The 19,810-nt window shown below is 70.2% G+C and carries 18 protein-coding genes and 1 tRNA gene; 9 read left to right on the forward strand and 10 right to left on the reverse strand.

Annotated features, from left to right (window positions below; all coding sequences use genetic code 11):
- Nucleotides 1-3 precede the first annotated feature (3 nt).
- Complete coding sequence (locus IEY81_RS01795) at nucleotides 4-1,110, forward strand: prenyltransferase/squalene oxidase repeat-containing protein (protein WP_189116712.1); 1,107 nt, start codon at nucleotides 4-6, stop codon at nucleotides 1,108-1,110.
- Here the strand turns inward: IEY81_RS01795 and IEY81_RS01800 are convergent.
- Nucleotides 1,087-1,722: a class I SAM-dependent methyltransferase gene (locus tag IEY81_RS01800; protein ID WP_229787188.1), complete on the reverse strand. Its 636-nt coding sequence runs from the start codon at nucleotides 1,720-1,722 to the stop codon at nucleotides 1,087-1,089. The two genes, IEY81_RS01795 and IEY81_RS01800, sit on opposite strands and share 24 nt — an antisense overlap.
- 133 nt (nucleotides 1,723-1,855) lie before the next feature.
- Here IEY81_RS01800 and IEY81_RS01805 point away from each other — a divergent pair, with 133 nt between their 5' ends.
- Both IEY81_RS01805 and IEY81_RS01810 read left to right on the forward strand, forming a co-directional pair.
- Nucleotides 1,856-2,362, forward strand: coding sequence for a GNAT family N-acetyltransferase (locus tag IEY81_RS01805; protein WP_189116713.1), 507 nt, complete (start codon nucleotides 1,856-1,858; stop codon nucleotides 2,360-2,362).
- Nucleotides 2,359-2,880, forward strand: coding sequence for a 2'-5' RNA ligase family protein (locus IEY81_RS01810; RefSeq protein ID WP_189116714.1), 522 nt, complete (start codon nucleotides 2,359-2,361; stop codon nucleotides 2,878-2,880). The genes IEY81_RS01805 and IEY81_RS01810 overlap by 4 nt, the downstream gene beginning before the upstream one ends.
- A 56-nt stretch (nucleotides 2,881-2,936) precedes the next feature.
- On the opposite strand, the gene IEY81_RS01815 is transcribed toward IEY81_RS01810, so the two are convergent.
- From IEY81_RS01815 to IEY81_RS01830, 4 genes are all read right to left on the reverse strand, one after another.
- A complete protein-coding gene (locus IEY81_RS01815) occupies nucleotides 2,937-5,360 on the reverse strand; it encodes an Ig-like domain-containing protein (protein WP_189116715.1) in 2,424 nt (807 codons plus the stop codon).
- Nucleotides 5,361-5,536: 176 nt separating this feature from the next.
- A complete protein-coding gene (locus IEY81_RS01820; protein WP_189116716.1) occupies nucleotides 5,537-6,430 on the reverse strand; it encodes a DnaJ domain-containing protein in 894 nt (297 codons plus the stop codon).
- Between the two features lie 165 nt (nucleotides 6,431-6,595).
- Nucleotides 6,596-6,671 (reverse strand) — tRNA-Gly (locus IEY81_RS01825).
- Between the two features lie 58 nt (nucleotides 6,672-6,729).
- Nucleotides 6,730-7,824, reverse strand: a complete 1,095-nt coding sequence (locus tag IEY81_RS01830) for a coiled-coil domain-containing protein (RefSeq protein WP_189116717.1) — start codon at nucleotides 7,822-7,824, stop codon at nucleotides 6,730-6,732.
- A 101-nt stretch (nucleotides 7,825-7,925) separates the two neighbouring features.
- On the opposite strand from IEY81_RS01830, the gene IEY81_RS01835 reads away from it, so the two are divergent.
- The 3 genes from IEY81_RS01835 (at nucleotide 7,926) to IEY81_RS01845 (ending at nucleotide 12,309) form a co-directional block, all read left to right on the forward strand.
- Entirely contained in the window at nucleotides 7,926-8,888 is a 963-nt protein-coding gene (locus IEY81_RS01835; protein WP_229787190.1) for a tyrosine-type recombinase/integrase, read from the forward strand.
- Between the two features lie 166 nt (nucleotides 8,889-9,054).
- On the forward strand, nucleotides 9,055-10,638 hold the full coding sequence (locus IEY81_RS01840; RefSeq protein WP_189116718.1) for a GMC family oxidoreductase: 1,584 nt from the start codon (nucleotides 9,055-9,057) through the stop codon (nucleotides 10,636-10,638).
- Between the two features lie 60 nt (nucleotides 10,639-10,698).
- Nucleotides 10,699-12,309, forward strand: coding sequence for an AMP-binding protein (locus IEY81_RS01845; RefSeq protein WP_189116719.1), 1,611 nt, complete (start codon nucleotides 10,699-10,701; stop codon nucleotides 12,307-12,309).
- 3 nt (nucleotides 12,310-12,312) lie between these two features.
- On the opposite strand, the gene IEY81_RS01850 is transcribed toward IEY81_RS01845, so the two are convergent.
- The 3 genes from IEY81_RS01850 to IEY81_RS01860 are packed head-to-tail and all read right to left on the reverse strand — an operon-like array spanning nucleotide 12,313 to nucleotide 14,307.
- A complete protein-coding gene (locus tag IEY81_RS01850; RefSeq protein WP_189116720.1) occupies nucleotides 12,313-13,071 on the reverse strand; it encodes an anti-sigma factor family protein in 759 nt (252 codons plus the stop codon).
- Complete coding sequence (locus tag IEY81_RS01855; protein WP_268244481.1) at nucleotides 13,068-13,601, reverse strand: sigma-70 family RNA polymerase sigma factor; 534 nt, start codon at nucleotides 13,599-13,601, stop codon at nucleotides 13,068-13,070. The genes IEY81_RS01850 and IEY81_RS01855 overlap by 4 nt, the downstream gene beginning before the upstream one ends.
- 34 nt (nucleotides 13,602-13,635) lie before the next feature.
- Nucleotides 13,636-14,307, reverse strand: coding sequence for a YceI family protein (locus IEY81_RS01860; RefSeq protein ID WP_189116722.1), 672 nt, complete (start codon nucleotides 14,305-14,307; stop codon nucleotides 13,636-13,638).
- 140 nt (nucleotides 14,308-14,447) lie between these two features.
- Here IEY81_RS01860 and IEY81_RS01865 point away from each other — a divergent pair, with 140 nt between their 5' ends.
- On the forward strand, nucleotides 14,448-15,641 hold the full coding sequence (locus IEY81_RS01865) for an acyl-CoA dehydrogenase family protein (protein WP_189116723.1): 1,194 nt from the start codon (nucleotides 14,448-14,450) through the stop codon (nucleotides 15,639-15,641).
- A gap of 67 nt (nucleotides 15,642-15,708) precedes the next feature.
- Here the strand turns inward: IEY81_RS01865 and IEY81_RS01870 are convergent, their stop codons facing one another.
- Both IEY81_RS01870 and IEY81_RS01875 read right to left on the reverse strand, forming a co-directional pair.
- Nucleotides 15,709-16,470, reverse strand: a complete 762-nt coding sequence (locus IEY81_RS01870) for a sulfite exporter TauE/SafE family protein (protein WP_189116724.1) — start codon at nucleotides 16,468-16,470, stop codon at nucleotides 15,709-15,711.
- Nucleotides 16,467-17,171: a FadR/GntR family transcriptional regulator gene (locus IEY81_RS01875; protein ID WP_189116725.1), complete on the reverse strand. Its 705-nt coding sequence runs from the start codon at nucleotides 17,169-17,171 to the stop codon at nucleotides 16,467-16,469. The genes IEY81_RS01870 and IEY81_RS01875 overlap by 4 nt, the downstream gene beginning before the upstream one ends.
- Before the next feature lie 110 nt (nucleotides 17,172-17,281).
- Between IEY81_RS01875 and IEY81_RS01880 the strand changes: the two genes are divergently transcribed.
- The gene (locus tag IEY81_RS01880) at nucleotides 17,282-18,610 is read left to right on the forward strand and encodes an SLC13 family permease (protein ID WP_189116726.1); all 1,329 of its coding nucleotides are present in this window, start codon (nucleotides 17,282-17,284) and stop codon (nucleotides 18,608-18,610) included.
- A gap of 5 nt (nucleotides 18,611-18,615) precedes the next feature.
- Nucleotides 18,616-19,785 (forward strand): CaiB/BaiF CoA transferase family protein, encoded by a 1,170-nt coding sequence (locus IEY81_RS01885; protein WP_189116727.1) that lies wholly within the window; start codon nucleotides 18,616-18,618, stop codon nucleotides 19,783-19,785.
- Nucleotides 19,786-19,810 lie beyond the last annotated feature (25 nt).

Genomic DNA, 19,810 nt, shown 5'->3' on the forward strand with positions numbered 1-19,810 from the left:
CGGATGAGAGTGGAGATCCCGTACGTCGACGGGGTGCTGACCCCTGCCCAGATCGCTGCCACGGCCGGGTCGATCGCCCGCGCCCAGGAGTCCTCCGGGGCGATCCCGTGGGTGCCCGGTCAGCACACCGACATCTGGAACCACGTCGAGGCCGCCATGGGCCTGCTCGTCGGTGGTCTGGTCGAGGAGGCCGAGGCCGCCTACGACTGGATCCCGTCGCTGCAGAACGCCGACGGCTCCTGGCCGATGAAGATCGTCGACGGGGTCGCGGTCGAGACGATCGGCGAGTCCAACATGTCGGCCTACTTCGCGGTCGGCCTGTGGCACCACTGGCTGATCCGCCGCGACCGCGCGTTCGTGGAGCGGCTGTGGCCCTCCGTACGCGCCGGGCTCGACTTCGTCGTCGGCCTGCAGCTGCCCTTCGGCGGGATCGCCTGGACCCCGCGCGACCCGTTTGCCCTGCTCACCGGCTCGTCCTCGATCTACCAGGCGCTGCGCGCCGGTGTCGCCCTCGCCGACCTGATCGACGACCCGCAGCCCGAGTGGGAGATCGTCGGCGGCCGGCTCGGCCACGCGCTGCGCCACCACCGCGACGCCTTCGAGGACAAGTCCCACCACTCCATGGACTGGTACTACCCGGTCCTCGGCGGTGCCGTCGTCGGCGCCGCCGGCCACGAGCTGATCGCGTCGCGCTGGGACCACTTCGTACGTCCCGGCCTCGGCGCTCTCTGCGTCGACACCAACCCGTGGGTGACCGGCGCGGAGACCTGCGAGCTGGTGATGGCGCTCGACAACATCGGCGACCATCGTCGCGGACTCCAGCTGCTGACCGAGATGCAGTACATGCGCGCCGAGGACGGCGGCTACTGGACCGGCTGGGTCTACGAGTCGCCCGAATACCCGAACCCCAACCCGAACGCGTTCTGGCCCGAGGAGCACTCCACCTTCACCGCCGCCGCCGTCATCCTGGCCGCGGACGCCCTGGGGGAGCGCTACGGCGGCTCCACCCCGGGGTCGGGGATCATGCGCGGCACCTCGCTCGCGGCTCCGTTCGAGGAGCTGGCGCTGGAGTGCGGCTGCGAGACCTCAGAGGCGTCGCAGCACGCGTAGCGAGCCGACCGCGTCGATCTCCTCGAACTGCTTCGAGGCGAGCGCGGGAAGGTAGATCTCCTCGTACGGCGGCCGGCCGCCGTCGGCCGGGTCCGGGAAGACGTCGTGGACCAGCAGCAGGCCGCCGGGCATCACCTTCGGGGCCCAGCCGCGGTAGTCCTGCCGCGCCGGCTCGACGCCGTGGCCGCCGTCGATGAAAAGGAACGAGACCGGGGTCGTCCACCACCGGCTCACGGTCGTCGAGGCGCCGATCACGGCGACGACCTCGTTCTCGAGGCCGGCCTGCTCGATGGTGCGGCGGAAGGTCGGCAGCGTGTCAAGCCGCCCGGTGCGCTCGTCGACCAGGCTGGTGTCGTGGTGCTCCCACCCCGCCTGGTTCTCCTCGCTGCCGTGGTGGTGGTCGACGGTGAACACCGTGCCGCCGGTCAGCTTCGCGGCCGCACCCAGGTAGACCGAGGACTTCCCGCAGTACGTCCCGATCTCCACCGCCGGCCCGTGCGGCAGCCGCTCCACCGCGTACTCGAACAGCGCGCGACCCTCCTCGGGCGGCATGAACCCGGTGGCATCGAGCGCGTGCTTGAGCAGGTCGGCGGGCATCTCAGGCGTGGACACCCGGGCACCCTAGCCGAGCCGTCAGAAATCGACGCCGAGAGGTCGGATTCTGACGCCGAGACGTCGAAAACCGAGACCGAGACGTCGAATACCCGGTTGCGAGCCGGTGCCCGGGTTCGGTGAGAATCGCACCATGACGACCATCGCCGAGGCGCTGCCCATGCTCGGCCTGCGGATCAATGCTGGGCCGCTGGAAATGCGCGGGATCACCGACGGCCTCCTCGGGCCGCTGGCAGACATCGTCGTGGCGGGGATCCACGACCCCGACGCGATGCCGTTCTACGTGCCCTGGTCGATCGCGCCCGCCGACGGTGAGACCGGCGCCTGGCTGGGGCGTGCGCACCAGGGCAGAGGGATCGGGGCCGCGATGCGACAGGTGCTCTGTGCGTTCGCCTTCGACCACCTCGACGCGACCGAGGTGACCTCCGGTGCCTTCACGGACAACCCCGCCGCGCTCGGCGTCAGCCGCAAGGTCGGCTACCACGACAACGGCCGCGACCGGGTCGAGCGGCGAGAGGGCGAGCTCGCCGTGGTGCAGAAGCTCGCGCTCACGCCGGAGGAGCTCGTCCGTTTCGGGCACCCGCCCGGAATCGACGGCCTGGGCAACTTCCGACGCTCCATCGGCCTGGTGGAGGCGTGAGCCGCGGCCACTCGGTGCTCGTCGTCCCGGTGCCCGAGCTGGAGACGTACGTCCTGGAGCGGACGCACCACTACGACGCCTCGTTCGTCTCGACCGACCCGGCGTTCGTGCACGCGCACATCACTCTGCTCGCGCCGTTCCTGGACGCGCCGACGACGGCGGATCTGGAGCTCGTCGAGAAGATCGCGACAGCGACGGCGGCGTTCGACTTCGTGCTCGAGGACGTACGCGTCTTCGCGGGCGGGACGATCTATCTGCATCCCGAGCCTTCTGGGCCGTTCGCGGCGCTGACCGCCGCCTTGAGCGCGGCGTTCCCGCACTGCCCGCCCTATGCGGGGACGTTCGAGCCGGTGCCGCACCTGACCGTCGACCACACCGCCGGGGGAGTCGACCTGGGCTCGACGCGTACCTCTCTGGCTCCGTTCCTGCCTGCTCGATGTCGTGCCGACCGGATCAGCCTGCAGTGGTACGTCAACGACGACTGCCACGTGATCGCCGAGTGGGCCCTGGGCGGGTGACCCGGACAGGCCGTTGCCGGCCGTGGTGAGGCCACGGCCGGCAACGGGTTGGTTGGTCAGGAACGACGGCGCCGGCGCATGCCGAGCGCCGCGCCGAAGGCGACCATCGCGCCTCCGGCGGTGATCGCGATCCCGAGGCCGGGGAGGCTCTCGTCGATCGGTGCAGGCGCCGAAGCGGCCGCCTGGATGGTGTCGACCGTCTCGACCTGACCGGGATCGGCGATCAGCTCGGCGGTCGTCTTCGCCTCGCTACGTCGTCCCTCGCCCTGGGGTGCGGTGTTCATGCCGGCCGCCTCGAAGACGAGCTCCGGTGCGAAGGCAGTCGCTGCCGCCGACCGCGGGCCGGCGAGCACCGGGCTGGTCGCCACGGGGCCGGCGTCGGAAGGCGTACCGACGCTGTTGCCGCCGAGGGCGACCGGCGCCGCCTCGGTCTGGGGTGCCGCCTCACCGGTCGGGCCGCCACCGGTCTCGGCGTCGTTGCCCGTCTCGGTGTCGGTCTCGATGCCCGTCTCAGCGCCGTTCTCAGCACCCTCGCCGTCCGAACCAGACCCGGTCTCGGACTGCCCGCCAGCCTCAGGCTCAACCTCAGCCTGAGAGTTCCCGTCGGTGGCGGGCGCCTCTTCCGCCGGCGCCGCGACCGTGAAGGTCACGGTCGTCTCGTTGCCGAGGCCGTCGTAGGCCACGAGGGTGTTCTCCCCGGCCTGGACGCCCCACCAGTTGCCGAGCCGGAGGTCGTTGACGTCGGACCAACGGTTCTCCGAGAGCGGGAAGTCCTTCCCGTTGACCCGAACGCCGGCGACCTTCGAGCCGAGCACTCCGTCGTCGAGCTTGAACGAGCGGTTGGTCTCCGAGGAGCCCGGCTTCTCGGTGATCGCCGGGCCGGTGGTGTCGAGGACGAACTCGACCGCCTCGGAGGCGTTACCCGCCTCGTCGTAGGCGATCAGGGTGTTCTTGCCCTCCACGGCGCCGAAGCGGCCGGGCTTCACGTCGTTGACGTCGGACCACGTGTTGTTGGTCAGGTCCTTGACGACGCCGTTGATGGTGACCTTGTCGACGTTGAAGCGGTCGTACAGCTTGAAGGACTTCGACCTCGAGATCGCCGGGGCCTCATCCTTCACCGTGACGGTCGGGCCGGTCTGGTCCAGGATGAACGTGATCTCGGTGGTGTTGCCGAGCTCGTCGTAGGCGACCAGGGTGTTCTCGCCCTCGACCGCGCCGTAGCGTCCCGGCTTGATGTCGTTGACGTCCGACCACACGTTGTTGGTGAGGTCCTTGGTCACGCCGTTGATGGTGACCTTGTCGACACGGCGCGGGTCGTGGAGCTTGAACGACTTGCTCTGTCCGGCCTTGCCGGCGGCGCCCTTGTCGGTGATCTCCGGCCCGGTGGTGTCGAGGATGAACTCGACGGGCGCCGAGGCGTTGCCGGCCTCGTCGTAAGCGACGAGCGTGTTCTTGCCCTCCACGGCGCCGTAGCGGCCGGGCCTGATGTCGTTGATGTCGGACCACACGCTGTTGGTGAGGTCCTTGGTGACCCCGTTGATGGTGACCTTGTCGACGCGGCGGGCGTCGAACAGCTTGAAGGACTTCGACTGCGCCGCCGCACCGGCGGTGCCCTTGTCGGTGACGGTCGGAGCGGTCCCGTCGACCACGAAGTCGTACGTCGAGGTGGTGGCCACGTTGCCGACCGAGTCGAGCCCGTTGTAGCGCAGCGTGTAGGCGCCGTCAGGCAGGTTCGCCGGCACCGAGAGCGAACCACCAGCAGACTGGAACGACTTGAACAGCGCGCCGTCGCGGTAGATGTTGCCGACGGTCTTCGCCACCGCGTGGTCGTCGGTCGTCTGCAGGTCGAAGACGAACCCGGGGCGCACCAGCGGCGTCGGGTTGAGCAGGGTGGTGACCGGCTTGACGAAGTCGCAGACGTAGGCCTCGGGCACGTCGGTGATCGTGCGGGTGTCGACCTTCGTGGGCCAGCCGGTGGGGGCGTACCGCACCCAGGCGGCGTCCTCGGCGCTCGTCGACCCGGCAGGCTTGCCGGTGTAGTAGACGACGGTGTCGGGCTCGTCGTAGGCGGCGACGTCGACGACCTCCTCGTCGTAGGCCGCCTTGTCGACGACGGTGATCATCTTGTCGAGCGAGGGCGTACGGAACCAGCCCTTACCGGGGTTCCAGCTCTCGGAGTCCTTGAACTCGACCTTCCCGGTGGAGCGCTGGGTGAAGGCGTACCCACCCGGCGCCACCTCCTCGTGGGTCTCGGCCTCGTGGTGCACGACGCGGGTGACCGCATCGTGGTGAGCGCCGGGGACGGTCTTGGCGTATCGCGACTCGGTGTGGGTGACCGCGGCGATCGTCTCGACGAGCTTCGGCGAGACGGCGGTGCACTCCGCGGTCGCCGCGTAGCCGGGCGAGAACGCGCTGCCGACGCCGACGATGGCGGTGGTGGAGAGTCCGAGCGCGGCGATGCGCACGATGTGTTGCTTCATGGGCGAGTTCTTCTCTACTGACGACTGGGTCGCAGGCGCACGGTGAGCTTCTTCCCCCGTGTCGAACGCCTGCGGGCCGTCGCCAATGTGAGGTAGAGACCCGCCATGCCGGTTTTACATGCCGGAGCCATCCCTTCTATTGGGGATGCGCCCGATTTCGCCCGCGGAGGGCTCGGTCAGGGTGTTGGAGCCGAGATTCGCTGCATCACGTAGCCGATGACGACCAGCATCGTCAGGCTGCTGATGGCGAGGCCGGCGACCGCGGCCCAGCGGCCGCGACGCTTGTCGTCGGCGGTGCGCGCCAACCCGAAGATGCCGAGGACGAACCCCAGCGGGCTGCACATCAGCACGCTCGCGATCAGCGATGCGACCGATACGCCGTCGAGCGGCACCGAGTAGAGCGACCAGGCGTTGGCCTGTTTCTCGCTCGATGAGGCCGGCTGCTGCTTCGGCGGGGTCTGGGTGCTCTGCTGCTGGGGCACGGACTGGGCAGGAGCGCGCTGAGCGGGAGCGGGCTTGGGCGCGGAGGCCTGCGGTGCAGCCGGCTGAGCGGGAGACGCTGCTGGAGCCGCGGGAGGCGGCTTCGGCGCGCCGCCGCGCTGACGGGAGGACAACGCGGGATTCGCCGCGAGCGTCTGTCGAGCGGCCTGGCGCAGCCGGCTGGCCGAGGGACGTACGCGAGAAGGTGGCGGCACCGAGCCAGGACTGCTGCTGCCGGCCGGAGGGGTGGCCCAGGGCGAGGTCGTGCCCCACTCCGCGCGCCAGCGCCGGTCGCGGCTCAGCGGGGGAGTGCCCGAAGGCGACTCCGGGGCGCTGCCCACGGGCTCGCCGGGGCCGGCCTCGCGGCGGCGCCGGGCGAGCTCTTCGTCGAGGGTCGCCCTGGCGGCCGGGTCGAGCAGGACGTCGCGAGCCCGGTTGATGCGCATCATCAGCTCACCGTCGGCGGCCATACCACCCCGATCCGGGTGATACTGCTTCGCCAGCTCACGATGACGGGCGCGCACGGCCGCGTCGTCCGCGTCCGGTCCGATCTGGAGCACGGCGTAGGCGTCGATGAACTTTCCGCTCACTCAGCGCCCCCCACGCACAGTCCTTCGGTTGTCACCATCTCCACCTGGCGTCCACGCCAGGTGACCAAGAAATCCTAGAGCAGATGCGCCGAGATGATGGCTTCGCCACGGAACAATTCGACTCAGAACGAGTCGAGGGCCGCCCTGAAGGGCGGCCCTCGAAAGTGGAGCGGACGACGAGGCTCGAACTCGCGACCTCAACCTTGGCAAGGTTGCGCTCTACCAACTGAGCTACGTCCGCTTGCGAGAAGAACAGTAGCGGATGTTGCTCGTTCACCTCCAACTGGGGGTACCGCGTGTCACGAACCCTCTTCAGGGGCCTCGGCCGGAGGCGTACGTCGCTCGATCTGCTCCAGCAGCTGAGCGACCTGGGCCTGGTGGGCGGTCTTGAGATCCTCGAGGCGTTCGCGCGCGTGGGCGCGCTCGCGCTCCAGCTCGGCGCGGGTGGCGTCCCGGTCCGCCTTGGCGGCTGCCTCGCTGCCGCGCAGGTCGGCGACCTGCTCCCGAAGCGCATCGATCTGCTCGTCGGCAGAGGCCAGCTGCGTACGCAGCTCGGTGATCGTCGACTCGGCGCCGGCTGCCGCCTTCTCGGCTGCCTTCTTCTCAGCGGACAGCTGCTCCTGCAGCCGGGCCGTCGCCTTCTCGGCGTGGTCGGCGCGGGCAGTCTCGCTGCGGCGGCGCTGCACCGCCGCGTCGCGCTCGGCCTTCGTCTTCTCCAGGGCCTCCGTCAGCGCTGCTCGAGAGGTCGTGATCTCCGCGACCTGCTTCTCGAGTCTCGCGACGGTCGCTTCGGCCCGTTCGGCCGCCGCCGACGCCTCGGCCTGGACCATCTCCAGCTCTGCCTGCGCGGCCTGGCGGGACTCATCGGCCGCCGCGGTCGCCGCCAGCGCCTCCCGCAGCACCTCGGCCGAGCGCTCCGACTCCTCCAATGCCTCCGCGGCAGCGGCATCGGCCTCGTCACGCTCCGCCTCGGCGGCGCGCTGCGCCTGCTCGGCACGCACCGCCCGGGCGCTCGCGGCCGCGATCTGCTCCTGCGCCTCGCTCTGAACGGTGGCGATCTGAGCCTCAGCGGCGGTCAGGTCGCCGAGCGTACGCAGCTCCTCCAGCGCCTTCGGGAGCTGGTCGAGGAACCTGTCGGCGAGCTGGGTCAGCTGGGTCGTGATCTCCGTGGCCCGCTGTTGGGCTGCCTGCACCGGGCGCGACGTCTCCTCGGGGGAGCGGCTCACTGCGAGGCGCTGCAGACGCTTCCGCTCGCGCCACGCCGCTGCGCGGTTGTGGGTGGGGTCGTCGCAGTACTCCGGCGGGCGCCCGCTCCCGTTCTCCGAGGACGCTGCGGGCAGGGGACAGCCAGGGAACCGGCAGGGCTTCTCTTCGGAGGCAACCGTCTGAGTCATTACGTCATCATAGCGTGACGAAAGACGAAACACAGACGGAAAAGATCCCGGAAAGTGATCCCGTCGCGGGCACAACATAACTGGCATTATGATGTGTGCTCGTGAGCGCCATCGAGCACCGTCCCCAGAGCCCCGGCCCGGCCCTCGCGGTGACGGAATCCGTCCGCGAGCTCTTCCTCGAAGACCTGGGGGAGCTACCCCACGAGAAGAGGGCCGAAGCGCTCGCCCGACGGTTCCTGCTGTCGTACGCAGGACACACCCGCGCCGCCTACGGCCGCGACCTCGCCGACTGGTTCGGCTGGTGCGCCGCCCTCGAGATCGACCCCCTCGCCGCGAACCGGGCGATGGTGGACGGTTATGCCCGCCACCTGGAGACCCGCCGGAGCCCCGCCACGATCGCCCGCCGCCTCTCCGCCATCGCCGGGTTCTACCGCTACGGCGTGGCGGAAGGCGTGCTGAGCACCTCCCCGGCCGAGCACGTCAAGCGCCCCAAGACCAGCAACGACTCCCAGACGCTGGGCATGGACAGGGGAGAGGCCAAGGCCTTCCTCGCCGCCGCGCGCGACCACTCCAGCAGGGCGGCCGCTCTGGTCACCCTCCTGCTCCACGACGGTCTGCGCATCTCCGAGGCCCTCGGCGCCGACGTGACCGACCTCAGCCACTCCCGCGGCCATCGCATCCTGACGATCACCCGCAAGGGCGGTGCCCGTCGCGACGTCGTCCTCAACCCGGCCACCTCGCAGGCTCTCGACACCTACCTCGACGCCCGCGCCGACGGCCCCGTCTTCGTGACGAGCACCGGCAACCGCTGGCACCGCTCCGAGGCCTTCCGCCTCATTCGCAAGCTCGGCGCCGCGGCTGGCATCGAGCACAGCGACAAACTCTCCCCGCACAGCCTGCGCCACACGTTCGTCACGCTCGCCCGCGAGGCCGGCGTACCTCTCGAAGACGTCCAGGACGCCGCCGGCCACGCCGACCCTCGCACCACCCGCCGCTATGACCGCGGCCGCCACAACCTGGACCGCCACCCCGCATACGCCCTAGGAGCCTTCCTGTCCGACTGACCCACCCACCGAAACGTCAGAAATCGACGCCGAAACGTCAGAAATCGACCGCGAGACGGCACAAACCGTGACCACTCGCCGTCGATTTCTGACGTCTCGGCCGCAATAACTGACGTCTCGGCGGTAGCCTCGAAAGCCCGGTCCGCGTGGCGAAGGAGATTCGGTCATGAGTCAGGAATTCACCAGCGACTACGTGGTGGTCGGGGCGGGATCGGCGGGGGCCGTGGTCGCGGCGCGGCTGAGCGAGGATCCGAGCGTTCACGTGACGCTCCTCGAGGCCGGGCCTCGCGACAAGAGCATGAAAATCAGCGTCCCGGCGGCGTTCTCGAAGCTCTTCCGCACCGAGCTCGACTGGGACTACCACACCGAGCCGCAGCCGGAGCTCGGTGGCCGACGGATCTACTGGCCCCGTGGCCGGATGCTCGGTGGATGCTCCTCGATGAACGCGATGATGTGGGTCAAGGGGCTCCAGGCCGACTACGAGGAGTGGGGCGTGGCGGCAGGGCCCGAGTGGGGCTGGGATGCGGTCAAGCAGGCCTATCTCGCGCTCGAGGACGTCGAGAACCCCACCGGCCTGGACGGCACCGGCGGCCCGATGCGAGTGGAGCAGCAGCGCAGCCCGCGGCCCTACACCGAGTCCTTCCTCGAGGCCGCCGCACAGGCCGGCTATCCGCGCGGGCGGGCCAACGGCCCCAACCCCGAGGCGTACGTGGAGACGATGGTCACCCAGCGGCGAGGTGCCCGCTGGAGCACTGCCTCTGCCTACCTCAAGCCCGCAGCGAGGCGCGCGAACCTGAAGGTCGTCACCGACGCCCTGGTCTCCCGGGTGGCCTTCGACGGCGACCGTGCCACCGGAGTCGAGGCCGTCGTCGACGGCGAGAAGACCACGATCACGGCGCGCCGCGAGGTGATCCTCTCGGGTGGTGCGATCAACACGCCACAGGTGCTGATGCTCTCCGGGATCGGCCCGGCCGCCCACCTGAGGGAGCACGGCATCGACGTCGTCCGTGACTCCGCCGAGGTCGGCGAGAACCTCGCCGACCACCTCGTCGCCGGCATCGGCTGGGAGGTCGAGCAGGGCTCGCTCGCGACTGCTGAGGCGCCCCGTCACCTGGTCAACTACCTGCTGCGCCGGCGGGGCATGCTCACCTCCAACGTCGGCGAGGCCTACGGCTTCCTCCGTTCGCGGCCCGGGCTGAAGGCCGCCGACATCGAGATGATCTTCGCCCCGGTCGGCTTCTTCGACGAAGGACTGGTGCCGTTCGCCGGCGAGGCCGTCGTCGCCGGTCCGATCCTGGTCGATCCGGCCAGCCGCGGCCGGGTCACGCTCGCCTCGACCGACCCGGCCGACAAGGCGATCATCGACCCGCGCTATCTCACCGACCCCGAGGGGAAGGACCGCGCCGCGCTCGTCGAGGGCGTCCGGGTCGCGCTCGACATCGCCTCCCAGCCGGCGCTCAAGCCGATCCTCGGCCGGATGCTGCGCCCTGACCTCCCCGACGGTGCGACCGCCGAGGAGGTCGCCACCGCGCTCCTCGAGCGACACACGCACACCCTCTACCACCCGACCGGCACCTGCCGGATGGGCACCGACGAGGCGAGCGTGGTCGACCCTCAGCTGCGGGTACGCGGCGTGGAGAACCTCCGCGTCGCCGACGCCTCCGTCATGCCCCGGATCGTGCGCGGCCACACCAACGCACCCGCCATCCTGATCGGTGAGCGCGCAGCGGAGATCATCGCCAAGGCCTGAGCCCGGCAGACACCCGGCCAGACCCTTGGACCCATGCGTGACTCAGGTCACACTGGACCCATGACGGATTCCTACGCCGCAGGCGAGACGACCACCCCCCTGCTCGAGGAGACGATCGGCGCGAGCTTCGACCGCACCGTCTCCCGCTTCGGCGACCGCGAGGCGCTGGTCGAGGTGGCGACCGGCCGCCGCTGGACGTACGCCGAGTTGAGCCGTGACGTCGACGCCCTGGCCGTCGGCCTGCGCAGGGCCGGGATCCAGAAGGGCGACCGGGTCGGCATCTGGGCGCCCAACTGCGCCGAGTGGACCCTGACCCAGTTGGCGACGGCGAAGATCGGCGCGATCCTGGTCAACATCAACCCGGCCTACCGCACCCACGAGCTGGCCTACGCGCTGACCAAGTCGAGCATCAGGCTGCTGATCTCGGCGCAGGAGTTCAAGACCTCCGACTACCGCGCGATGGTGGCCGAGGTGTGCGGCGACTGCCCCGACCTCGAGCAGACCGTCTTCATCGGCGACCCGGAGTGGACCGCCCTTCTCGAGGCCGGCGCCGGCGAGAGCCTGGCCGACCACGTCACCGAGGAGCTGAGCTCGGAGGACCCGATCAACATCCAGTACACCTCGGGCACCACCGGCTACCCCAAGGGCGCCACCCTGAGCCATCGCAACATCCTCAACAACGGCTACTTCACCACCGAGACGATCGGCCTCACCGAGCAGGATCGGCTGGCGATCCCGGTGCCCTTCTACCACTGCTTCGGCATGGTGATGGGCAACCTCGGCTGCATCACCCACGGAGCCACGATGGTCATCCCGGGGCCGGCCTTCGACCCGGCCACCACGCTGAGGACCGTCCAGGACGAGCGCTGCACGGCGGTCTACGGCGTACCGACGATGTTCATCGCCATGCAGAACCACCCCGACTTCGCCACCTTCGACCTGAGCACGCTGCGCACCGGGATCATGGCCGGCAGCCCGTGCCCGGTCGAAGTGATGAAAAGGTGCGTCAACGAGATGCACATGAGCGAGGTCTCGATCGCCTACGGCATGACCGAGACCTCGCCGGTCTCCACCCAGACCCGGATGGACGACGACCTCGAGCACCGCACCGCGACCGTCGGCCGGGTCCACCCGCACGTCGAGGTGCGCGTCGTCGACCCCACCACCGGCGAGATCCTGCCGCGCGGGGAGGCCGGTGAGCTGCAGACCCGCGGCTACTCGGTGATGCTCGGCTACTGGGACGACGAGGAGAAGACCCGCGCCGCGATCGACGACGAGGGCTGGATGCACACCGGCGACCTCGCCGTCATGAACGACGACGGCTACTGCAACATCGTCGGCCGCATCAAGGACATGGTGATCCGAGGCGGCGAGAACATCTACCCGCGCGAGATCGAGGAGTTCCTCTACACCCACCCCGACATCGAGGACGTCCAGGTGATCGGCGTCCCCGACGAGAAGTACGGCGAAGAGCTCTGCGCCTGGGTCCGGCTGCGCCCCGGCGCCGAGCGGATGACGGCCGAGAGTCTCAGGACGTACGCCACGGGCAAGCTCGCCCACTACAAGATCCCGCGCTACGTCCTGGTCGTCGAGGAGTTCCCGATGACCGTGACCGGCAAGGTCCGCAAGGTCGAGATGCGGGAGAAGACCGTCTCCGAGCTCGGGCTGTGACTGTCAGGTCAACGACGCCGCCGCGACCGCGGTGCCGTCGTCGTCCAGGGTGATCTCGACCCGCTCGACATCGGTGATCGGCACGGCGGAGGAGGCGTCCAGACCGAGCGTCTCGCCGCCGGCCCACGTCCACGACCCGGCGACGGTGCGAGAGCCGTCGCGACCGACCAGCACCAGGTCGTACTTGACCGGCTCGCCCTGGTAGTCGGCTGAAGACGGCGGGCTCTGCCCGGGCTTGGGCGGGTAGTGGCAGCTCCAGGTGAGCTTGGTGCCCCACGACGTCGGGGTGACGACGAGCTGGGCCCACATGTCGACGCTGCCCACGGGGCGCAGGTCGACGGTGCGTACGTTCGGGTCGGCGGGGGTCGAGGAGGTCGGCGTCGCCGTCGGCTCGGTGCCGTCGCGGTCCAGCAGCAGCCCGCCGATCGCGGTGCCACCGGCCAGGAGCACGACGGCAGCTGCCGCGGCGAGCACCCGGCGGCGCAGCCGCGACCTGCGTACGGCCCCGGCGAGCTCGGCCACCGGCGGCACCGGGACCTCGGCGGCAGGACCCTCGAGCAGCTCCTCGGCCTCAGAGCGCGGAAGCGCCCCGAGCAGACCGGGCATCCCGGCCAGCTCGGCAACGGCGTCGCGGCACGCGCCGCAGCTGCTCAGGTGTCGCTCGTAGGCCCGCCGGTCGCTCGGGCTCAGCGCGCCGAGGACGTAGGACGCGTCCCACTCGGCGAACGTCTCGTGTGCGGAGGCGTCCAGGTCGTCGTTCATGAGGTGACCCCCTTCTCTTGCAGGGCGAGACGCAGGGCTCGCAGACCGTAGTGCAACCGAGACTTGACCGTGCCGGGCGGGATCTCGAGCTCGCGGGCGAGCTCGTTGACCGACCGGCCGCCGTAGTAGGCACCGACGACCACCGCCCGGTGGTCGGGGGAGAGCGCGAGCAGCGCGTCGGCGACGACCCAGGAGTCCAGGACGGCCTGGGTCTGGTCGGCGCGCGTCTGGTCGGCCCGGCTGTGCTCGGGCGGCGACTCCGTGGCGTACTCCCGCTTGCGGCGGGCGCTGCGCAGGTCGTCGATGACGAGGTTGCGGGCGGTGGTGAACAGCCAGGCGCGTACGCCCTCGTCGGAGCGTTGCAGCACCGCCGGGTTGCGCCAGGCGCGCAGCAGCGTCTCCTGCACCACGTCGCGTGCCTCCTCGGCGTCGCCGGTGCGGCGGGCGACGTAGCGGTAGAGCGCCTCCGAATGGGCGTCGTGCACCGCTACCAGCAGCTCGTCCTCCGCGCCCATGTCACCTCCTCGCACGACCCAAGCGTCCCAGACCTCCAGACCGCCCCGCTCAGCCCTTGACCAGGGCGAGCGAGAACTCGACGCTGCCGGACTCCTCGACCCGCACGAAGCCGAGATCGGGCGCGTCCACGTCGAAGTCGGAGAAGACGATCGGTACGCTGCCGACGACCTGGAGCTCGCGGGCGCCGTCGCCGCCGACCTCCGCGTCGACCGTGACCGTCTTGGTCTCGCCGTGCACGGTGAGGTCGCCGACGAGCTCGACCGCGGTGGCGCCGTCGGCGAGGGCAGCAGGTTCGGTCAGCTCGAAGGTGGCGGTGGGGAACTCCTCGGCCTCGATCGCGTTCTCGCGGAAGTAACCGTCGCGGTTGCCGGAGTCGGTGGCGATCGTGGCGACCTTCACCTCGATGCTCGCCTCGGTGACCTCGCCCTCGGCGAGGGTGACCTCCCCGGTCACGTCCTCGGTGCGGCCGGTGACGGTGACGTCCTTGCCCCGCAGCACCTCGTCGACGCGGTAGCCGGCGTAGGAGCCGTCGGCGACGGTCCAGGTGCCGCTGCTCTCGCCGGCCACCGCCGGGGCCGCCGATGCGCTGAGGCTGGGTTCGTCCGCCGCTGCCTTCTCGGCCCGGTCCGCGTACCAGCCCGGCCCGAAGATCACTGCGACTCCGCCGACCACGACCACTGCCGCACCGACCCCGATGGCTGCTTTCGTACGTGTCCGCACGCCGTTTCCTCTCGCCTGGAGGCCGACCCGATGACGGCCTTCACCTCTACTACGGGGCGCCGGGGTGAACGGTTCAGACGACTTTCCGAGACGGGTGACACAATCGGCAGCGCGCCCGATCGACCCCAAGGAGACTCCCCATGCCCCAGACCCCGCTCGAGCTCTTCGGCACCGAGGCCCTCATCGGCGAGGAGGACCGCGCGATCCGCGACACGGTGCGATCCTTCGCGGAGAAAGAGATCCAGCCCCACCTCGCCGACTGGTTCGAGGCCGGCGACGTCCCGGTCCGCGAGCTGGCCCCTGAGCTCGGCAAGCTGGGCGTGCTCGGGATGCATCTGGAGGGCTACGGCTGTGCGGGCACCTCGGCCACGGCGTACGGCCTGGCCTGCATGGAGCTCGAGGCCGCCGACTCCGGGATCCGCTCGCTGGTCTCGGTGCAGGGCTCGCTGGCGATGTTCGCGATCTGGAAGTGGGGGAGCGAGGAGCAGAAGCAGGAGTGGCTGCCGAAGATGGCGGCGGGTGAGGCGATCGGCTGCTTCGGGCTGACCGAGCCCGACTTCGGTTCCAACCCGGCCGGGATGCGCACGCGCGCCCGTCGTGATGGTGCGGGAGAGGGTGCCGACTGGATCCTCTCCGGCACCAAGATGTGGATCACCAACGCCCCGGTCGCCGACGTCGCCGTCGTGTGGGCGCAGACCGACGAAGGCCCGGACGGCAAGGGCGTGCGCGGCTTCGTGGTCCCCACCGACACCCCCGGTTTCTCGGCCCCGGTGATCAAGCAGAAGCTCTCCCTGCGCGCCTCGGTGACCGGCGAGATCGTGCTCGACGAGGTACGCCTCCCCGCCTCAGCCGCATTTCCCGAGGTCAGGGGGCTGAAGGGTCCGCTGTCGTGCCTCAACGAGGCCCGCTTCGGCATCGTCTTCGGCGCCGTCGGCGCTGCCCGCGACTGCCTCGAGTCCGCCATCGCGTACGCCGCCTCCCGCGAGATCTACGACAAGCCGCTCTCCGGCTTCCAGATCACCCAGACCAAGCTCGCCGACATGAGCCTCGAGCTCGGCAAGTCGATGCTCCTGGCCCTCCAGCTGGGGCGCCTCAAGGACGAGGGCACTCTCCGCCCCGAGCAGATCTCCCTCGGCAAGCTCAACAACGTCCGCGAGGCCATCGCCATCGCCCGCGAGTGCCGCACCATCCTCGCCGCCGCCGGCGTCACGCTCGAATACCCGATCCTGCGCCACGCCAACAACCTCGAGTCCGTCCTGACCTACGAGGGCACCAGCGAGGTCCACCAGCTCATCATCGGTCAGGCGCTGACCGGGGAGTCCGCCTTCCGCTGAGGACTGGACCGGTGAGCAGTGCGAACGAAAATTCGTCCGTACGAGACGGACGTTCGCCGTCGTGCAGTCAGCGCACCAGCATGAGGATCGCCGCGCCGATCCCGACGACGACGATGAGCGAGCGCAGGACGGTGGCGGGGAGACGGCGGCCGATGTGGGAGCCGACGTAGCCGCCGATGACCGAGCCTGCGGCGAGGAGGCCGACGGCCCGCCAGTCGAGGTCGGCGATGGCCAGGAAGATGATGGTCGCGACGACGTTGGAGGCCATCACCGCGAAGGTCTTCAGCGCGTTGACGGTGCGGAACTCGAGGTCGGTGCCGAGGCCGAGGACGGCCATCATCATCACGCCTGAGCCCGCGCCGAAGTAGCCGCCGTAAAGACCGGTCAGGGTGGCGAAGACGCCCGTGCCGGGGGAGACCCGCAGTCGTGGCTCGCTGTGGCCGGTGTGCTCGCGGACGAAGCGGCTCAGCCGGGGCTGTACGCCGACGAGCACGCAGGTGCCGAGGATCAGCCACGGGACGACCGACTCGAAGACGGATCCCGGGAGCCACAGGAGCAGCAGGGACCCGGCGATGCTGCCGGTGCCGGCGGTGATCAGCACGGCGGCGGTGACGCCGGGATGCTCGGCGAGCTCCCGCCGGTAGCCGAAGGAGCCGCTGAGCCCGGCCGGCGTCATCCCGACGGTGTTGGAGGTGTTCGCGACCACCGGTGGGAGGCCGACGGCGACCAGGACGGGAAAGCTGAGCAGGGAGGCGACGCCGACGGTGGAGGTCAGGATGCCTGCACCCAGGCCCGCGGCCAGCACCGCGAGCTGGTCGAGCCCCGTCATGCATCCCCGCGCAGCAGCGCGACGTCGCTGACCAGCATCACGTGGCCGTGCATCGCGGCCGCGGCGGCCTCGGCGTCACCGGCGGAGATCGCGTCGGCGATCTTCTGGTGGCCGGCCAGTGAGGAGCGGGGCCGGTCGGGCTGGGAGAGCGACTCGATCCGGGTCTCGCGGATGAGCTCGCTGATCTCGGTCATCATCTGCTCGAGCAAGGGGGAGTGGGCGGCCTCGGTGACGGCACGGTGGAACAGCTCATCACCCTGGACGCCGCGTCCGCCGGCCTCGATGTCGCGCTCCATCGCCTTCAGGGCGGCGGCGATGCGTTCGAGATCCTGCTGCGTACGCCGCTGGGCGGCCAGCGCGGCGATCTTGGTCTCCAGCGCGTCCCGTGCCTCGATGACGTCGGGGATCCGCTCGGCGTGGGCGCGGATGGCGTCGGTGATCCGCTCGGCCCGCGGCTTGTCGGTGAGCACGGTCCCGTCGCCGTGACGCACGGCGACGACGCCGATCACCTCCAGCGCGACGAGCGCCTGGCTGAGGGTCGCGCGGCTGACCCCGAGGCTGGTGGCGAGCTGCCTCTCCGGCGGCAGGCGGTCGCCCGCCTTCAGGTCGTTCTCCGAGATCCAGGCGGTGATCTGCTCGGCGACCTGCTCGTAGAGGCGGGTTCGCTGGAGCGGGCGTGGAAAGCGCGCGGACTCACTCATGGCTACAGGGTATTGACGTTCCGCCGATTGTCCTATTGGCTAGGCCACTGAGCCGTCTGTGATCCGAGTCACACAGGCGCCGGTTGGGGGCCAACAGGAGGAGAAGTCCGATGGGACCTGAATGGGTGGCGATCATCGCGCTGGTCGCCTTGTTCGTGGCCGGCACGCTGCTGCCGATCAACATGGGAGCCCTGGCGTACGTCGCGGCATGGCTCGTCGGGATGTTCGCGCTGAATCTCGACGAGAAGGAGATCCTGGCCGGCGTCAGCGCCGACCTGATCCTGACGCTGATAGGTGTCACCTATCTGTTCGCGATCGCTCGCAACAACGGCACGGTCGACCTGATCGTCAGCAAAGCGGTGCAAGCGGTGGGCGGCAGGGTCGCCCTCATCCCGTGGGTGATGTTCGGCGTGACGGCCCTGCTGACCGCGATGGGCGCCGCCAGCCCGGCAGCCTGCGCGATCATCGGCCCGGTCGCGCTCGGCTTCGCGGGCCGCTACAAGATCAACCCGCTGATGATGGGCATGTTCGTCGTCCACGGCGCCCAGGGCGGCGGCTTCTCGCCGATCAGCATCTACGGCACCATCACCAACTCGGTCATGGTCGACAACGGCCTGCCGGCCAGCGAGATGACGGTCTTCCTGACCAGCCTGGCGGTCAACCTGATCATGGCGACGATCCTCTTCTTCGCCCTCGGCGGGCGGAGCCTGATGAGCATGCGCCTCGACCCCGACGAGGCACGCAACGCCGCCGCCGGCGTACCCGAGGAGCTGAACGAGGGCGGCGTGACCGTCCCGGCCCGTGGGTACGGCACGGTCGCGCCGACCGGGACCAAGCCGGGCATCCGCACCGAGCAGGTCCTGACCCTGGCCGCCTTCGTGATCGTGGCCGCCGTCGCGCTCTTCTTCGACAAGAACATCGGCTTCGCCTCGATCACCGCGGCGACCGTCCTGGCAGCTCTCTCGCCGAGCCAGCACAAGGACGCGATCCGCCAGATCGCCTGGCCGACCGTGCTGCTGGTCGCCGGCGTCTCGACGTACGCCACGATCCTCAACACCGCCGGGTCGCCGGAGTTCGTGGGTGGCTGGGCAGCCGGCCTGGGCGTCGCCGCCATCGGCGCGCTCGTGCTCTGCTACGTCGGCGGGGTCGTCTCGGCCTTCGCCTCCTCGACCGCGCTGCTCCCGATCATCATCCCGATCTCGGTGCCGCTGATCGCCGAGGGCGGGATCTCGGCTGCCATGTTCGTGGCGGCGCTGGCGATCTCCTCGACGATCGTCGACGTGAGCCCGTTCTCCACCAACGGTGCGCTGATGCTGGCCAACCGGCCCGAGACGATCACCGAGGAGCGCTACTACAAGCAGATCCTCGGCTACAGCGTCATCGTCGTGCTCGTCGGTCCGCTCCTCGTCTGGGCCACCATGGTCCTCCCGGGCTGGTGACACGTATGCGTGGACCGCTCGACGACGTGACCGTCCTCGACCTCTCCCGGGCCCTGGCCGGACCGCACGCCGCGATGATGATGGGCGACCTCGGCGCCCGGGTCATCAAGGTGGAGGCGCCCGGCCACGGCGACGACACCCGCGGCTGGGGCCCGCCGTTCGTGGGGGAGGAGGGGCAGCGGGAGGCGACGTACTTCCTCTCCGCCAACCGCAACAAGGAGTCGATCACCCTCGACCTCAAGGACGCCGCCGACAAGGAGGTGCTGCTGGGCCTCGTCGACCGTGCCGACGTGCTCATCGAGAACTTCCGCACCGGCGTCCTGGAGCGGCTCGGCCTCGGCATCGGCGAGCTCCAGGCTCGCAACCCGCGGCTCGTGGTGCTCTCGATCACCGGTTTCGGCCACGACGGACCGGAGGGCGGACGCTCCGGCTACGACCAGATCGCCCAGGGCGAGGCCGGCCTGATGTCGATCACCGGCTCCGGCCCCGATGACCCCCAGCGGGTCGGCACCCCCATAGCCGACCTGCTGGCCGGGATGTACGGCGCCTACGGCCTGCTCGCTGCTCTCCACGAGCGCGACCGCACCGGCCGTGGCACCGTCGTCCGCACCTCGCTGCTCTCGGCCGTCGTCGGGGTGCACGGCTTCCAGGGCACCCGTTGGACGGTGGCCGGTGAGGTCGGCCGGGCGCAGGGCAACCACCACCCGAGCATCTCGCCGTACGGCCTGTTCCGCTGCGCCGACGGCACCGTGCAGATCGCGGTCGGGAGCGAGGGACTGTGGCGGCGCTTCTGCACCGCCTTCGACATCTCGCCCGACCTGGAGGGGATGGCCACCAACCCCGAGCGGGCCGCCAACCGGGAGAAGGTCGTCGAGCTCGTCGAGAGCCTCTTCGCACCGTGGCCGGCCGAGGAGCTGCTGGCGAAGCTGGCCGACGCCGGGGTCCCGGCCGGCAAGGTGCGGTCCCTCGACGAGGTGTACGCCTGGGAGCAGACCGCCAGCCAGGGACTGCTGATCGATGTCGACCACGCGACCCTCGGCCACCTCACCCTGCCCGGACCGCCGCTACGGTTCTTCGCCGAGGGCGAGGACGTCACCCCGTCCGGCCACGCGGCGCCACCGACGCTCGACCAGCACGGCACCGATCTGCGTACGTGGGTGGCCGACGGCTCCTGAGCCCGGAGCACGGGGGCGCCCGGCT

It is taken from the genome of Nocardioides luteus (assembly GCF_014648595.1).
Classification (GTDB): Bacteria; Actinomycetota; Actinomycetes; order Propionibacteriales; family Nocardioidaceae; genus Nocardioides; species Nocardioides luteus.

Coding starts and splice junctions, on each gene's coding strand:
- IEY81_RS01795 (WP_189116712.1), top strand. CDS start 4: ATGAGAGTGGAGATCCCGTACGTCGACGGGGTGCTGACCCCTGCCCAG.
- IEY81_RS01805 (WP_189116713.1), top strand. CDS start 1,856: ATGACGACCATCGCCGAGGCGCTGCCCATGCTCGGCCTGCGGATCAAT.
- IEY81_RS01815 (WP_189116715.1), bottom strand. CDS start 5,360: ATGAAGCAACACATCGTGCGCATCGCCGCGCTCGGACTCTCCACCACC.
- IEY81_RS01830 (WP_189116717.1), bottom strand. CDS start 7,824: ATGACTCAGACGGTTGCCTCCGAAGAGAAGCCCTGCCGGTTCCCTGGC.
- IEY81_RS01840 (WP_189116718.1), top strand. CDS start 9,055: ATGAGTCAGGAATTCACCAGCGACTACGTGGTGGTCGGGGCGGGATCG.
- IEY81_RS01845 (WP_189116719.1), top strand. CDS start 10,699: ATGACGGATTCCTACGCCGCAGGCGAGACGACCACCCCCCTGCTCGAG.
- IEY81_RS01850 (WP_189116720.1), bottom strand. CDS start 13,071: ATGAACGACGACCTGGACGCCTCCGCACACGAGACGTTCGCCGAGTGG.
- IEY81_RS01865 (WP_189116723.1), top strand. CDS start 14,448: ATGCCCCAGACCCCGCTCGAGCTCTTCGGCACCGAGGCCCTCATCGGC.
- IEY81_RS01870 (WP_189116724.1), bottom strand. CDS start 16,470: ATGACGGGGCTCGACCAGCTCGCGGTGCTGGCCGCGGGCCTGGGTGCA.
- IEY81_RS01875 (WP_189116725.1), bottom strand. CDS start 17,171: ATGAGTGAGTCCGCGCGCTTTCCACGCCCGCTCCAGCGAACCCGCCTC.
- IEY81_RS01880 (WP_189116726.1), top strand. CDS start 17,282: ATGGGACCTGAATGGGTGGCGATCATCGCGCTGGTCGCCTTGTTCGTG.
- IEY81_RS01885 (WP_189116727.1), top strand. CDS start 18,616: ATGCGTGGACCGCTCGACGACGTGACCGTCCTCGACCTCTCCCGGGCC.